General features: G+C 69.8%; 13 protein-coding genes. 9 read left to right on the plus strand and 4 right to left on the minus strand.

The window, feature by feature from the left end; translation table 11 throughout:
• Nucleotides 1-37: 37 nt before the first annotated feature.
• Together AB0M67_RS17935 and AB0M67_RS17940 are read right to left on the minus strand one after the other, a co-directional pair.
• Nucleotides 38-799, minus strand: coding sequence for a glycerophosphodiester phosphodiesterase (locus tag AB0M67_RS17935; RefSeq protein ID WP_365746421.1), 762 nt, complete (start codon nt 797-799; stop codon nt 38-40).
• 2 nt (nt 800-801) lie between these two features.
• Nucleotides 802-1,827: an adenosine deaminase gene (locus tag AB0M67_RS17940; RefSeq protein WP_365746356.1), complete on the minus strand. Its 1,026-nt coding sequence runs from the start codon at nt 1,825-1,827 to the stop codon at nt 802-804.
• Nucleotides 1,828-1,993: 166 nt separating this feature from the next.
• On the opposite strand from AB0M67_RS17940, the gene AB0M67_RS17945 reads away from it, so the two are divergent.
• Entirely contained in the window at nt 1,994-2,785 is a 792-nt protein-coding gene (locus AB0M67_RS17945; RefSeq protein WP_365746358.1) for a DUF4190 domain-containing protein, read from the plus strand.
• 54 nt (nt 2,786-2,839) lie between these two features.
• Here AB0M67_RS17945 and AB0M67_RS17950 read toward each other — a convergent pair whose 3' ends face one another.
• Nucleotides 2,840-3,430: an NADAR family protein gene (locus AB0M67_RS17950; RefSeq protein WP_365746360.1), complete on the minus strand. Its 591-nt coding sequence runs from the start codon at nt 3,428-3,430 to the stop codon at nt 2,840-2,842.
• Nucleotides 3,431-3,611: 181 nt separating this feature from the next.
• Between AB0M67_RS17950 and AB0M67_RS17955 the strand changes: the two genes are divergently transcribed.
• The 8 genes from AB0M67_RS17955 to AB0M67_RS17990 all read left to right on the plus strand — a co-directional run bounded on the left by AB0M67_RS17955 (nt 3,612) and on the right by AB0M67_RS17990 (nt 13,470).
• On the plus strand, nt 3,612-5,129 hold the full coding sequence (locus AB0M67_RS17955) for a gamma-aminobutyraldehyde dehydrogenase (RefSeq protein WP_365746362.1): 1,518 nt from the start codon (nt 3,612-3,614) through the stop codon (nt 5,127-5,129).
• Between the two features lie 45 nt (nt 5,130-5,174).
• The gene (locus AB0M67_RS17960; RefSeq protein WP_365746364.1) at nt 5,175-6,422 is read left to right on the plus strand and encodes a spermidine/putrescine ABC transporter substrate-binding protein; all 1,248 of its coding nucleotides are present in this window, start codon (nt 5,175-5,177) and stop codon (nt 6,420-6,422) included.
• Nucleotides 6,423-6,497: 75 nt separating this feature from the next.
• Nucleotides 6,498-7,664: an ABC transporter ATP-binding protein gene (locus AB0M67_RS17965; protein WP_365746366.1), complete on the plus strand. Its 1,167-nt coding sequence runs from the start codon at nt 6,498-6,500 to the stop codon at nt 7,662-7,664.
• Nucleotides 7,661-8,593 carry an ABC transporter permease gene (locus AB0M67_RS17970; protein ID WP_365746369.1) on the plus strand — a complete coding sequence of 311 codons (933 nt, stop codon included), beginning with the start codon at nt 7,661-7,663 and terminating at the stop codon, nt 8,591-8,593. Before AB0M67_RS17965 ends, AB0M67_RS17970 begins: the two co-directional genes overlap by 4 nt.
• Nucleotides 8,593-9,387, plus strand: coding sequence for an ABC transporter permease (locus tag AB0M67_RS17975; RefSeq protein ID WP_365746371.1), 795 nt, complete (start codon nt 8,593-8,595; stop codon nt 9,385-9,387). The genes AB0M67_RS17970 and AB0M67_RS17975 overlap by 1 nt, the downstream gene beginning before the upstream one ends.
• A gap of 35 nt (nt 9,388-9,422) precedes the next feature.
• Nucleotides 9,423-10,880 (plus strand): FAD-binding oxidoreductase, encoded by a 1,458-nt coding sequence (locus AB0M67_RS17980; protein WP_365746373.1) that lies wholly within the window; start codon nt 9,423-9,425, stop codon nt 10,878-10,880.
• A gap of 147 nt (nt 10,881-11,027) precedes the next feature.
• A complete protein-coding gene (locus AB0M67_RS17985; RefSeq protein WP_365746375.1) occupies nt 11,028-11,516 on the plus strand; it encodes a hypothetical protein in 489 nt (162 codons plus the stop codon).
• 127 nt (nt 11,517-11,643) lie between these two features.
• Nucleotides 11,644-13,470, plus strand: coding sequence for a glycoside hydrolase family 18 protein (locus tag AB0M67_RS17990; RefSeq protein ID WP_365746378.1), 1,827 nt, complete (start codon nt 11,644-11,646; stop codon nt 13,468-13,470).
• Here AB0M67_RS17990 and AB0M67_RS17995 read toward each other — a convergent pair.
• Nucleotides 13,424-14,281: a phosphatase PAP2 family protein gene (locus AB0M67_RS17995; RefSeq protein ID WP_365746380.1), complete on the minus strand. Its 858-nt coding sequence runs from the start codon at nt 14,279-14,281 to the stop codon at nt 13,424-13,426. The genes AB0M67_RS17990 and AB0M67_RS17995 overlap by 47 nt on opposite strands.
• Between the last annotated feature and the right edge of the window lie 206 nt (nt 14,282-14,487).

Consider the following 14,487-nt stretch of genomic DNA (forward strand, 5'->3'; position numbering starts at 1 on the left):
CCGTCGGCTCATCATGCCCGACCGTATGCCGGGGGGTTCATGAACGACGAGTGCCCAGGAGCCCGGACAGGACATCGATCCGGTTGGTGGTGACGGAGTCGACGCCGTGCGCGATCAGCCGGCGCATGCTCCGCCGGGTGTCCACGGTCCAGGCGGAGACCAGCAGCCCGTCCCGGTGGTTGCGGTCGGCCAGCTCCCGACTGACCAGCCCGAACCGGTAGTTGAGCCAGCGTGGCCGCATCGCCGCCAGCAGCGCCGGACGCGGTGGCGCGAGCGTCGTCCATGTCAGAGCGATCTCGGCGTGCGCGTCGGCGGCGCGTACGGCGAGCATCGCGCTCGGGCCCGCGCAGTAGTACACGCGCTCGGCGGCGCCGCACTCGCGCACGGTGCCGACGATCGTGCGTACCGCCTCCTCGGTCGCGCCGGGCAGGTCCACCATGAACCGGGTCCCGTCCGCACCCGCGTGCGCGCCGCCGCCGGCCCCGGCCGGGTCCTCCGCCGTGAGCGCCTCACGCAGCGTCGGGACCCCACCGTCGGTGAGCTCGCGCAGCTCCTCGTACGTCAGCTCCGCCAGCCGCCGTTCATGGCCCCAGAGCCGCTCCAGCGTGGAGTCGTGCAGCAGCACGGGCTCACCGTCGCGGGTGAGCCTGACGTCGATCTCGACCGCGTCCGCGCCCCGCCGCCGCGCGGAGTGCACGGACGGGAGGGTGTTCTCCCGTACGCGGTAGGGGTCGCCGCGGTGGCCGACGGCGACGACGGTCCGCGCGGCGGTGTCCCGGTCCGTCCGGTCGCCGGCCATCGTCAGCGCGCGAGCCACTGGGCGGTGTACGCGTCGATCTCGGCGGTGAGCCGCTTCTTGCCGTCCGTGTCGAGGAACGAGGCCTCGACACCGTTCTTCGCGAGATCGGCCAGACCACGCTCGTCCAGGCCGAGCAGCCGGGCGGCCACGCCGTACTCCTGGTTGAGGTCCGTGCCGAACATCGGCGGGTCGTCGCTGTTGACCGTCACCAGCACTCCCGCCGCGACCATCGCCTTGATCGGGTGCTCTTCGAGATCGAGGACGGCGCGGGTGGCGATATTGGAGGTCGGGCACACCTCAAGCGGGATGCGGTGCTGGGCGAGGTACGCCAGCAGCCCCGGGTCCTGGACGGCGCTCGTGCCATGGCCGATGCGCTCCGCGCCCAGCTCGCGCAGCGCGTCCCAGATCGTTTCGGGGCCCGTCGTCTCACCGGCGTGCGGCACGGAGTGCAGGCCCGCGGCGATCGCGCGGTCGAAGTACGGCTTGAACTGCGGCCGGGGCACCCCGATCTCCGGGCCGCCGAGACCGAAGGCGATCAGCCCCTCGGGCCGCAGGTCCACCGCGAGCCTGGTCGTCTCCTCGGCCGCGGGCAGCCCTGCCTCGCCGGGGATGTCGAAGCACCAGCGCAGCAGGACGCCGAACTCGGCCTCGGCGCTCTTCCGGGCGTCCTCGATCGCCTCCATGAAGCCCTGCTCGGGGATGCCGCGGCTGGTCGAGCTGAACGGTGTGACCGTCAACTCGGCGTAGCGGATGTTCTGCCGGGCCATGTCACGGGCGATCTCGAAGGTCAGCAGCCGGACGTCCTCGGGCGTACGGATCAGATCGACGACGGAGAGATAGACGTCGATGAAGTGCGCGAAGTCGGTGAAGGTGAAGTATTCGGCGAGCGCCTCGGGGTCGGCGGGCACCTTGGAGTCCGCGTGCCGGCCGGCCAGTTCGGCCACGATACGGGGCGATGCCGAGCCGACATGGTGGACATGCAGTTCGGCCTTGGGCAGCCCCGCGATGAAGGGGTGCAGATCGGTCATCGGGGTCCTCCGGGTGCTGGGGCGGTTGCCAGGAATTCACGGCGTCGGCAGGGGCGGTACGTCCGCGCTCCGCCGGGCGCCGTTCGGGTCAGGGATCATCGTAGGCCGGGCCGTTTCCGTAGAGGGCGGAGGCCGTAGCATGACGGAATTACGATGGGGGAGGCCCATGTCGAACGAGAGCGAGCCGCCGCCGGGCGGCCACGAGCCGAGTGATCCCTGGGCTCCGCCCGAGCAGCGGATCCCGCTGGACAAGCCGGCGCCACTGCCGCCGCCACCGATATCACCCGACTCACCCGAGCTTCCGGGACAGCGGTCCCCGGGGGGCCCGGGGTTCCCGCAGTCGTCGCCGGGATCGGTGCACAACATGCCGACGGTCATCGGTATGCCGACCGGAGGGCCCGAGTCCGGCGCCGTACCGCCGCCGCCCACCGCTCCCGGGGGCCCGGCTCAGCCCGCGCCCGGTCCCTACGGATACCCGCCCGCCCCGCCCGCCCCGCACCCCGCCGCTCCGTACGGCGCCGGCGCGGGACCGGGAGCGGCTCCCGGCTACGGCTATCCCGGCTATCCGGCGGCTCCCCAGCCGTACCCGGGCGTGCCGGGGTACGGCCAGCCCGGCTGGGGAGCCCCGGCGAACGGTATGGGTGTCGCCGCGATGGTGCTCGGCATCCTGTCCGTCTGTCTGTTCTGTCTGTACGGCATCGGCGGCATCGTCCTCGGCGTACTCGCGCTGATCTTCGGCATCGTCGGCAGGAAGCGGGTACAGCGAGGCGAGGCCACCAACGAGGGACAGGCCCGCGCCGGTGTCATCCTCGGGTCGATCGGCATCGCCCTCGGCGTCATCTTCCTCGGCTTCATCATCTGGGGCATCACCCAGGCGATCAACGAGGAGAACAACAACGACTACGACAGCACTTACGACGACTACAGCACCTCGCTGGTGCTTGAGGTCACTCGGTAGGCCCGGTAGGTCCGGCAGACCTGTCAGACCCGGCAGGCCCTGAGCCGGCCGGCCTCAGCCCGTAGATCCCCCGCCGTCCGAGGCCGCGCCCGCGGCCTCGGTCCGGAGCCGCTCACGCGCCTCCATCAGCGCCAGGCCCAGCAGATTCAGCCCGCGCCAGCGCTCGGGATCCCGCGCCCGCTCGTCGTCGGCGGCCAGCCCGATGCCCCAGATCCGGTCCATCGGGCTGGCCTCCACGAGTATCCGGTCGCCCGTGGCCAGCAGGAATCCGCGCAGCGCGGCGTCCTGCCCGAATTTGTGGACGCTGCCCTCCACCACGATTCCGAGGCGCTCACGCTCCCAGACGGCCTCGTCGAATCCGCGCACCAGCCGCCCCGCCGTCTTGGCGAGCGCGGGATTCGCCGCCTCCACAGCGGCGCGCTCGGCCCGCTCGTCCCCGAAGAGGCGCGCCTTGCCCGCCATCATCCAGTGCTCGGCCGTGGCGTACTCCACCCCGTCCACCGTGAACGGCGAGGGCCACCACTGACTGAGGCAGCTCGCGCCGAGCGTGCCGTCCCGGCGCGGCGCGTGTCCCCAGAAGAGCAGGTACTTCTGACGTCCCGCGTTCTTCCCCATGCATGCGAGTCTGGCAGTCACCACGGACATTCCGTCCGCCGATCGGCACGCTGACGCGACACATGGTCGACCGATTCCGTCGCGTAACCAAAAGGCAACAACGGAATCCCTTGTTGAGGTGGCGGTGCTCTGTCAGGATCGGCACTCAATTGAAGCCGGAACAACAACCGGGACAACAGCTGACCAACCAGCTGGAACATCGGAGAGCGTCATGGCCAACCGCTTCCAGGTGCGGGACCGCTTCGCGGACGGTGCGCAGTTCATCGGCGGGCGGGCGCGAGCGGGCACCTCGGGACGTACGCACGCCGTCGTGAACCCGGCGACCGGCGAGGAACTGTACGCGTACGAACTGGCGGGCCCGGCCGATGTCGACGCCGCCGTCACCGCCGCGCGCGAGGCGTTCCCCGGCTGGTCGGGCACCACTCCGGGGGAACGTTCCGACGCCCTGCACCGGTTCGCGGACGTCCTCGCCGAACAGGCCGACGACTTCGCGTACGCGGAATCGCTCCAGTGCGGCAAACCGATCAAGCTGTCCACCGAGTTCGATGTTCCCGGCACCATCGACAACACCGCGTTCTTCGCGGGCGCCGCGCGCCATCTCCAGGGCGCCTCGGCCGGTGAGTACAGCGCCGATCACACCTCGTACGTACGCCGCGAGCCGATCGGGGCCGTCGGCTCCATCGCGCCCTGGAACTACCCGCTCCAGATGGCCGCGTGGAAGATCCTGCCGGCCGTCGCCGCGGGCAACACCATCGTCCTGAAGCCCGCCGAGATCACCCCCTTCACCTCGCTGATGTTCGCGCACGCCGCCCAGCGGGCCGGACTGCCCGACGGCGTGATCAATATCGTCAGCGGCGCGGGGCCCGACGCCGGGGAACGTCTCGTCGGCCACCCCGATGTCGTGATGACCTCCTTCACCGGCTCCACCGCCGTCGGCAAGCGCGTCGCCGAGATCGCCACCGCCACCGTCAAACGCCTCCATCTGGAACTCGGCGGCAAGGCACCCTTCCTGGTCTTCGACGACGCGGACCTGGAGGCCGCCGTCCACGGGGCGGTGGCGGGCTCCCTCATCAACGGCGGCCAGGACTGTACGGCCGCCACCCGTGCCTATGTGCAACGGCCGCTCTACGACGCCTTCGTCAGCGGTGTCGCCGAACTGATGGAGACCGTGCGCCTCGGCGACCCCTTCGACCCGGCCACGGACCTCGGCCCGCTGATCTCGCACACCCACCGCGACCGCGTGGCCGGCTTCGTGGAACGGGCCCGCGGCTACGCCCGGATCGTCACCGGTGGCGGGGCGCCCGGCGGGATGTGGAAGGACGGCGCGTACTACCGTCCCACCCTCGTCGCGGACGCCGCCCAGGACAGCGAGATCGTCCAGTCCGAGATCTTCGGCCCGGTCCTGGTCGTCCTGCCCTTCGACTCCGACGACGAGGGCATCCGGCTCGCCAATGACACCCCGTACGGCCTCGCCGCCTCCGCCTGGACCCGCGATGTCCACCGCGCGGGCCGGGCCACCCGTGAGATCAAGGCCGGCTGCGTCTGGGTCAACGACCACATCCCGATCATCAGCGAGATGCCGCACGGCGGATACAAGGCCAGCGGGTTCGGCAAGGACATGTCGACGTACTCCTTCGAGGAGTACACGCAGGTCAAGCATGTGATGTACGACAACACCGCGGTGGCCAGGAAGGACTGGCACCGCACGATCTTCGGTGACCGTCCCTAGGGACCGTCCGTCCGCAGTGACCATCCACCCGAAAGGGCACAGCGCATGGAGCAGTACGAGCCCGACCGTCTCTCCGGGGCCCAACTGGCCGCGATGCGGCGCAGCCTGACCAGCGGCAGGGGCGCCCTCACCCGCCGTTCCATGCTGCGCGCCACCGGTGTCGGCGCGCTCACGATCGGCGCTCTCGCCGGTCTGAGCGGCTGCGGGATCCCGCCCGCCAAGCGGGAGGGCGACGGGCCCGCGTCCACCGACCACTCGGCGGAGGAGAAACGGGTCGTCTTCTCCAACTGGACCGAGTACATGGATGTCAGCGAGGACGAGAAGGACTACCCGACGCTGCGGGAGTTCACCAAGCGCACCGGCATCAGCGTCAAGTACACGGCGGACATCAACGACAACGTCGAGTTCTTCGGCAAGATCCAGCCGCAGCTGGCGGCCGGCCAGGACATCGGCCGCGATCTCATATGTGTCACCGACTGGCTCGCCGCCCGCATGATCAGGCTCGGTTACGCGCAGAAGCTGGACCCCGCCCAGCTGCCCCACGCGTTCACGAACCTCTCCGACCAGTTCCGTTCACCCGACTGGGACCCGGGCCGCGCCCACAGCTACCCCTGGACCGGTATCCCCACCGTCATCGCGTACAACGCGAAGGCCACCGGCGGACGCACGGTCGACTCCGTCTCCCAGCTGCTCGACGACCCGCGGCTGAAAGGCCGCGTCTCCTTCCTCTCCGAGATGCGCGACTCCATCGGAATGACCCTGCTCGATCTGGGCAAGGACCCGGGCAGCTTCACGGACGACGATTTCGACGCCGCCGTCGCCCGTATCCAGAAGGCCGTCGACAAGAAGCAGATCCGCCGCTTCACCGGCAACGACTACACCGCGGATCTCGACAAGGGCGATATCGCGGCCTGTGTCGCCTGGGCCGGCGATGTCGTCCAGCTCCAGAACGACAACCCGGACATCAAGTTCGCCATCCCCCGCAGCGGCTACATCATCTCCAGCGACAATCTGCTGGTCCCGGCCAAGGCACGGCACAAGACCAACGCCGAGATGCTCATCGACCACTACTACCGGCCGCCGGTCGCCGCCCAGCTCGCCGCGTACATCAACTACGTCTGCCCGGTCGACGGAGTGCGGGCCGAACTCACGAAGATCGACAAGTCGATGGCCGACAACACCCTGATCCTCCCGGACGCGGCGATGGCCGCCGCCTCGCACGCCTTCCGCTCCCTCAGCGCAGCGGAAGAGACGGCGTACGAGCAGAAGTTCGCCAAGCTCATCGGCGCCTGACGCCGTACCTCCTCCATCGCCGGGGACGGCCTGGTCTCAGCCCGTCCACCTCTCTCATCCCCGGGACCGTTACCCATGACAGAGACTGCATCCACCAGCCGGGGCGGCGGCGACGTCCGCCTGTCCGGGATCAGCAAGACGTACGGCTCCTTCCGCGCCGTCAAGCCGCTCGATCTCACCGTGCCGCAGGGCTCCTTCTTCGCTCTCCTCGGCGCGTCGGGGTGCGGCAAGACCACCACCCTGCGGATGATCGCGGGCCTGGAGGAGCCGACCACCGGCACGGTCTTCCTGGGCGACAAGGACGTCACCGGTCTGCCTCCCTACCAGCGTCCGGTCAACACCGTCTTCCAGAGCTACGCGCTCTTCCCGCACCTCGACATCTACGAGAACGTCGCCTTCGGACTGCGGCGCCGCGGCATCAAGTCCGTACGCGGGCAGGTCGGCCAGATGCTGGATCTCGTCCAGCTCGGCGACTTCGCCAAGCGCAAGCCGCACCAGCTCTCCGGCGGCCAGCAGCAGCGGGTCGCGGTCGCCCGCGCACTGATCAACCACCCGCAGGTACTGCTGCTCGACGAACCCCTCGGCGCCCTCGACCTCAAGCTGCGCCGGCAGATGCAGCTTGAGCTGAAGCGCATCCAGACCGAGGTCGGCATCACCTTCATCCATGTCACCCATGACCAGGAGGAGGCCATGACCATGGCCGACACGGTCGCGGTGATGAACGGCGGTCTGGTCGAGCAGCTGGGCAGCCCCGCCGATCTCTACGAGAACCCGCAGACCACCTTCGTCGCCAACTTCCTCGGCACCTCCAACCTCATCGAGGCCGAGGTCGCCGAGAGCCATGGCGACGACGTGGTGGTCACGGCGGGCGGCGCCACACTGCGGCTGCCCGCGGGACGGTGCTCCGCCCCGACCACGAGCGGCGGCAGACTGCTGGTCGGCATACGGCCCGAGAAGATCTCGCTGGCACACGCGGACGACGCGGACACCATCCCCGACGGCCGCAACCGGATCACCGGGCGGATCGCCGACTCCAGCTTCATCGGGGTCTCCACGCAGTATGTGATCGACAGCCCGGTCTGTCCGGAGTTCGAGGTGTACGCGCAGAACATCGAGCGGGACAGCCGGCTCGCCCCCGGCGCCGAGGTGGTCCTGCACTGGAACCCGGCGCACAGCTTCGGGCTGGACGCCGCCCAAGATATCGACGCGGGCATCGAGACGGTCGACGAGGAGGTCTCGTGACGCTCACCGAGGCACCCCCCGCCGCGCCCGCCACCCCGCCGGAACCCCCGCTACGCAAGGCGTCCACGCGCAAGCGGCTCGTCCCGTACTGGCTGCTGCTGCCCGGCATCCTCTGGCTGCTGGTCTTCTTCGCGCTGCCGATGGTCTACCAGGCGTCGACGTCCGTACAGACCGGCTCCCTGGAGAAGGGCTTCGAGGTCACCTGGCACTTCTCGACCTACTGGGACGCGCTCCAGGAGTACTACCCGCAGTTCGTGCGCTCCCTGCTGTACGCGGGCACGGCCACGATCCTGTGTCTGCTGCTCGGCTATCCGCTCGCGTATCTCATCGCCTTCAAGGCCGGACGGTGGCGCAATCTGCTGCTGGTCCTGGTCATCGCGCCGTTCTTCACCAGCTTCCTGATCCGTACGCTCGCCTGGAAGACGATCCTCGCCGACGGTGGCACGGTCGTCGGCATCCTGGACTCCCTGCATGTGCTCGATGTGACCAGCTGGCTCGGCTGGACCGAGGGCAACCGCGTACTCGCCACACCCATGGCGGTGGTCTGCGGGCTCACCTACAACTTCCTGCCCTTCATGATCCTGCCCCTCTACACCTCGCTGGAGCGCATCGACGGGCGGTTGCACGAGGCCGCGGGCGATCTGTACGCCAGGCCGCTGACCACGTTCCGGAAGGTGACCTTCCCGCTCTCCATGCCGGGGGTCGTCTCCGGCACGCTGCTCACCTTCATCCCGGCGAGCGGCGACTACGTCAACGCCGAACTGCTCGGCTCCACCGACACCAAGATGGTGGGCAGCGTCATCCAGACGCAGTTCCTGCGGGTCCTGGACTATCCGACGGCCGCCGCGCTCTCGTTCATCCTCATGGCGATCGTCCTGCTGATGGTCACCTTCTACATCCGCCGAGCAGGGACGGAGGACCTGGTCTGATGCGCTGGCTCCGACGCAACATCGTCGTCATCGCGGGCGTGCTGACGCTCGGCTATCTGATCGTGCCCAATCTCGTCGTGATGGTCTTCTCCTTCAACAAGCCGAACGGGCGGTTCAACTACTCCTGGCAGCGCTTCTCGCTGGACGCCTGGAAGGATCCCTGCGGAGTCGCGGATCTGTGCGGCTCGCTGACGCTCTCCCTCCAGATCGCCGCCTGGGCGACGCTCGGCGCCACCGTCCTGGGCACGATGATCGCGTTCGCGCTGGTCCGCTACCGCTTCCGGGCGCGCGGCTCGATCAATTCACTGATCTTCCTGCCGATGGCGATGCCCGAGGTGGTGATGGCCGCCTCGCTGCTGACGCTCTTCCTCAACCTGGGCGCGCGGCTCGGCTTCTGGACCGTGCTCATCGCACACATCATGTTCTGTCTCAGCTTTGTGGTGACCGCCGTCAAGGCGCGCGTCATGTCGATGGACCCGAGACTGGAGGAGGCGGCGCGGGATCTCTACGCGGGGCCCGTACAGACGTTCGTACGGGTCACGCTGCCGATCGCCGCCCCCGGGATCGCGGCGGGCGCCCTGCTCGCCTTCGCGCTCTCGTTCGACGACTTCATCATCACCAACTTCAACGCCGGTTCGACCGTGACCTTCCCCATGTTCGTCTGGGGCTCCGCGCAGCGCGGTACGCCGGTACAGATCAATGTCATCGGAACGGCGATGTTCATCATCGCCGTACTGCTGGTGGTCGGCGGCCAGCTGGTCAGCAACCGCCGGAAGAAGACCGCCACCACCTGACCGGGTCCCACCCTCCCCCGAAGGAGTTGGAAGACATGGCCCCAAGCGCCATGCGTACCGCCACCGCGGCGCTCTCCGCCGCATCACTCTCCGACGCGCGGCCGGTCCCGTACTGGCTGGACGACCCCGGCAGGCCAGGGGCCCTGCCGGCCCTCACCGGCGACGAACACTGCGATCTGCTGGTCATCGGCGGCGGCTACAGCGGGCTGTGGACCGCGCTGCTCGCCAAGGAACGCGACCCGGAGCGGGACGTCGTACTGATCGAGGGCCGCGAGGTGGGCTGGGCCGCCTCCGGCCGCAACGGCGGCTTCTGCGCCGCCTCCCTCACGCACGGCTTCAGCAACGGGCTCGCACGGTGGCCGGGTGAGCTGCGGAAGCTGGAGGAACTGGGCGAGCGCAATCTCGACGGCATCGAGGCGACCGTCACCCGCTACGCCATCGACTGCTCATTCGAGCGCACCGGCGAGATCGATGTCGCCACGGAGCCGTACCAACTGGACGACCTCCATGAGCTGTACGAGGAGGCGACGCGGCTCGGCCACACCGGTCTGGAGCCGCTCGACCGGGACGCGGTGCGCGCCGAGGTCGACTCGCCGACCTTCCTGGGCGGGCTGTGGGACCGGCGCGGCGTCGCCATGCTGCACCCGGCCAAGCTCGCCTGGGGCCTCAAGCGCGTCTGCGCGGAGCTGGGGGTACGCGTCTACGAGAACACCCGCGCGCTGGAGCTGGCGCGCTGCCGGCGCTCCGGTGTCAGGCCGGGTGCCGGGGCCGGGATGGCCGTCCGTACGCCGTACGGCCGGGTCTTCGCGCGCAAGGTCGCGCTCGGTACCAATGTGTTCCCCTCGCTCGTCCGACGGGTACGGCCGTACACCGTCCCGGTCTACGACTACGCACTGATGACCGAGCCGCTCACCGAGGCGCAGCGCGCCGCGATCGGCTGGAAGAACCGTCAGGGGCTCGGCGACAGCGCCAATCAGTTCCACTACTTCCGGATCACCGACGACCACCGCATCCTGTGGGGCGGTTACGACGCGATCTATCCGTACGGAGGTCGGCTCGACCCGGCGCTCAACCACCGTCCGGAGACCTATCTCAAGCTCGCCGGCCACTTCTTCCGCTGCTTCCCGCAGCTGGAGGGGGTGCGCTTCAGCCACGCCTGGGGCGGTGCCATCGACACCTGTTCGCGCTTCTCGGCCTTCTTCGGCACGGCCTACGACGGCCGGGTCGCGTACGCCGCCGGGTACACCGGGCTCGGTGTCGGGGCGACCCGCTTCGGCGGGGAGGTGATGCTCGATCTCCTGGCGGGCGAGCGGACCGAGCGCACCGCGCTGGAGATGGTCAGGAGCAAGCCGCTGCCGTTCCCGCCGGAACCGGCCGCGTGGGCGGGGATCGGCCTCACGAAATGGTCGCTGGCCCGCGCGGACGCCCGGGGCGGTCAGCGCAATCTGTGGCTGCGGACCATGGACCGGCTGGGTCTCGGTTTCGACAGCTGAGCCGCCCGCCCGCCGAGGTCCGCGCCCAGGGCCTTGTGATCCAGATCACCGCGAGATCGTCGGTCGAACTCGCGTAATCGCCCGGCCCCCCTCGTGTCTCCCCCTTGTGGACAGATTGTCCAACAATACGGAGGGGAGGCCGGGCAGATGACCGGCTCAGGGGCGAACAACGCGGTGGAGTGGCTGACTTCGGTGGCACCGGATCCCGAAGCCTGCCGGTGGGAGTGGCAGCGCAACCCGCTGGGGGTGGCTCTGCTGCCCGCCGGCCGGCTCTGGGACGTGCTGATCCTCCCCGGCGAGCTCGGCTATCCGACCCTCGACGTGCTGACCAGGCTCGTCGACCGGCCGGGGCCCGTGCTCGCCGACTTCGGCGACTCCCGGATGGGGTTCTTCGTGCCGCCGGGCACGGTCGCGCGCTGGCTCGGTACCGGCGTACGCGGCGCCGGCTCCGGCACCTGGATCGTCGTGCCGCACCCGGGGCGGACGAGCGGCGGTCTGCGCTGGCTGATTCCGCCGGACGGCTCGGGCACGCTCACCGACGCGTCGCTGCTGGAGCTGGCGATGCACGAGGCGGCGGCGAGTCTCGCGGCGGGACACGGGATTGGGGGCGGGGGCGGGGAGGGCGGCGCCGTGTGACCCCCAGGGGCGGCGAGGGCGTGGGGCGGTTCCGGGGTGGCACTGTCACAGGTCTTGACCAACGAATTGGTCTGGACCATGCTGTGCGCGCTCCGCCACCTCATTTCCCCCATGCCCGGAGGCAGTTGTGGAACGCACCAGACGTCCTGCTCTGTACCCAAGACTGGTGGCCGCCCTCGCGGCCGCCGTGCTCACCGCCGGCGGACTCGTCGCCGCCGCCCAGACGGCACGGGCCGCCGACGCGGACATCGCCCGTAACGGCGGCTTCGAGTCCGGCCTGACCGGCTGGAGCTGTACGGCGGGCAGCGGCTCCGTCGTCACCACACCGGTGCACGCCGGCGCCGGCGCGCTCAAGGGGACCCCCGCGGGCAACGACAACGCCAAGTGCTCGCAGACCGTCACGGTCAAGCCCGACTCCGCGTACACACTCAGCTCCTGGGTCCGCGGCGGCTATGTCTATCTCGGCGCCTCCGGCACGGGCACCACCGATGTCTCGACCTGGACGCAGTCCGCGGCCGACTGGCAGAAGCTGACCACGAGCTTCCGCACCGGCCCGAGCACCACCTCGGTGACCGTCTACACCCACGGGTGGTACGGCACGCCCGCCTATTACGCCGACGACCTCACCCTCGTCGGCCCCGGCGGCGCGCCCGAGCAGCCCCCGGCCGTCCCCACCGGCCTGAAGGCGAACAGCGTCACCTCGACCTCCGTGGCGCTGTCCTGGACGCCCGTCACGGGAGCCACCGGCTACACCGTCTACCGGGGCGGCGCGAAGGCCCTGGACGTCAGCGGCACCTCCGCGACCGTCACCGGGCTCAGCCCCGCCACGGCCTACAGCTTCCAGGTCGCCGCGACCAACGCCGTCGGCGCGTCCGCGCTCTCGCCCGCCGTCACCGCGACCACCGCCACCTCGGGCGGCGGCGGAGGAGGAGGCGCGGACCTGCCCGCCCACGCGCTGGTCGGCTATCTGCACTCCAGCTTCGCCAACGGCTCCGGGTACACGCGGATGGCCGATGTGCCCGCCTCATGGGACGTCATCAACCTCGCCTTCGGCGAACCCACCTCGGTCACCTCCGGCGACATCCGCTTCAGCCTCTGCCCGGTCGCCGAATGCCCGAACGTCGAGTCCGTCGCCGAGTTCAAGGCGGCGATCAAGGCCAAGCAGGCCGCGGGCAAGAAGGTCCTGATCTCCATCGGCGGCGCGAACGGCCAGGTCCAGCTCTCCACCACCGCCGCCCGCGACGCCTTCGTCTCCTCGGTCTCCAAGATCATCGACGAGTACGGTCTGGACGGCCTGGACATCGACTTCGAGGGCCACTCGCTCTCGCTGAACACCGGTGACACCGACTTCCGCAACCCCACGACGCCGGTCGTCGTCAATCTGATCTCCGCGATCAAGACCCTCAAGGCCAAGTACGGCGCGGACTTCGTCCTCACCATGGCCCCCGAGACCTTCTTCGTGCAGCTCGGCTACCAGTTCTACGGCTCCGGTCCCTGGGGCGGCCAGGACCCGCGCGCCGGATCGTATCTCCCGGTGATCCACGCCCTGCGCGACGATCTCACCCTGCTGCACGTCCAGGACTACAACTCCGGCCCGATCATGGGCCTGGACAACCAGTACCACTCGATGGGCGGCGCCGATTTCCATATCGCGATGACCGACATGCTGCTCACCGGCTTCCCGGTCGCCGGTGACACCACGAAGGTCTTCCCGGCGCTCCGCCCCGAGCAGGTGGCCATCGGCCTGCCGGCCTCGACCCAGGCGGGCAACGGCCATACGTCACCGGCCGAGGTGAACAAGGCGCTGAACTGCCTGACCAAGAAGACCGACTGCGGCTCGTACCAGACCCATGGCACCTGGCCCGCCCTGCGCGGGCTGATGACCTGGTCGATCAACTGGGACCGCTTCAACCAGTGGGAGTTCTCGAAGAATTTCGACGCGTACTTCGGCTGAGATCACGCGATCCGGCCGCGCGGAGTGCCCGCTCCAGAGCCAGGAGCGGCATTCCGCAGAGCGCCAGGCTGCCGAGGACGTCCAGCGGCCAGTGGTAGCCACGCAGCAGGAGACCGATGCCCGTCGCCAGGGTGAGCAGGACGGCGGCGGGCATCGCCCAGTTCCGCCCGACGGGCGCGAGGAGGAGGGCGGCGGCGCCGTACGCGACCATCGCCGTGGCCGTATGCCCGGACGGGTAGTACCCGGTGGCATCGGTGAGCGGGCCGGGCCGGTCGATCCAGATCTTGAGCGGTACGACCAGGAGAGGAACGGCGGCCATCGCGAGCGCCGCCATCAGCGGCCTCGCGCGCTGCCCGCGCCACAGCGCGTATCCGATCGCCACGGCCAGTACGGGCACGGCGACGAGCATGCTGCCCAGATCGGCGAGGAGTTCCGTCATTGGTCTGGGCCCCTGGCCCGCCAGCGCGCGACTCAGACGTTCATCGGCGGAGCGCAGCGGCCCAGCCGCGGAAACCTGCCAGGTCAGGAGCGCGAAGACGGCCGCGCAGACCGCGAAGGGAAGCCAGAACCGCCACATGGGGCGGGAGAAAGAAGCCGGCCGCCCGGGAACAGGGGGGGTGGTTCCGGGGCGGCCGTACGGACCGGTGTGCCGCACGCCCCGGGGGGTTTGGGGCGGGCGGCCGTCCGATCGGTGAGGTGTTCCAGAGCCGGAGGCTCCAGTGGTGTGCGCGAAGGCACGACCAAAGCGGTGCTGGGGATGCCCCGCTCCGGTGTCGCCCGCAGTCCCCTGCGAGCGGGGTGTTTCTCTCATCTGCGGAAACGGTACGTCAGGCACGCGGGCACCGACAGCCCGAAACGCATCCCGCCATCGGCCTCGCACACCTTCTTCACAGGCCCTGACAGGTGTGGCGGACCGGGGGCGGCGGCCGCGCCCCCCGACCCCGCGCCGGCGCCCGAACACGTGGGCCAATCCGGGTCGGAGTTTTTGAAGGCCGCCGTCAAAAAGGAAAAGGCCGA

It is taken from the genome of Streptomyces sp. NPDC051662 (assembly GCF_040681655.1).
Taxonomy (GTDB): Bacteria; Actinomycetota; Actinomycetes; order Streptomycetales; family Streptomycetaceae; genus Streptomyces.

Excerpts from the sequence above, each read along its gene's own strand:
- AB0M67_RS17985 (WP_365746375.1), top strand. The coding sequence starts at position 11,028 with ATGACCGGCTCAGGGGCGAACAACGCGGTGGAGTGGCTGACTTCGGTG.
- AB0M67_RS17980 (WP_365746373.1), top strand. The coding sequence starts at position 9,423 with ATGGCCCCAAGCGCCATGCGTACCGCCACCGCGGCGCTCTCCGCCGCA.
- AB0M67_RS17995 (WP_365746380.1), bottom strand. The coding sequence starts at position 14,281 with ATGAGAGAAACACCCCGCTCGCAGGGGACTGCGGGCGACACCGGAGCG.
- AB0M67_RS17955 (WP_365746362.1), top strand. The coding sequence starts at position 3,612 with ATGGCCAACCGCTTCCAGGTGCGGGACCGCTTCGCGGACGGTGCGCAG.
- AB0M67_RS17935 (WP_365746421.1), bottom strand. The coding sequence starts at position 799 with ATGGCCGGCGACCGGACGGACCGGGACACCGCCGCGCGGACCGTCGTC.
- AB0M67_RS17950 (WP_365746360.1), bottom strand. The coding sequence starts at position 3,430 with ATGTCCGTGGTGACTGCCAGACTCGCATGCATGGGGAAGAACGCGGGA.
- AB0M67_RS17940 (WP_365746356.1), bottom strand. The coding sequence starts at position 1,827 with ATGACCGATCTGCACCCCTTCATCGCGGGGCTGCCCAAGGCCGAACTG.
- AB0M67_RS17960 (WP_365746364.1), top strand. The coding sequence starts at position 5,175 with ATGGAGCAGTACGAGCCCGACCGTCTCTCCGGGGCCCAACTGGCCGCG.
- AB0M67_RS17945 (WP_365746358.1), top strand. The coding sequence starts at position 1,994 with ATGTCGAACGAGAGCGAGCCGCCGCCGGGCGGCCACGAGCCGAGTGAT.
- AB0M67_RS17975 (WP_365746371.1), top strand. The coding sequence starts at position 8,593 with ATGCGCTGGCTCCGACGCAACATCGTCGTCATCGCGGGCGTGCTGACG.
- AB0M67_RS17965 (WP_365746366.1), top strand. The coding sequence starts at position 6,498 with ATGACAGAGACTGCATCCACCAGCCGGGGCGGCGGCGACGTCCGCCTG.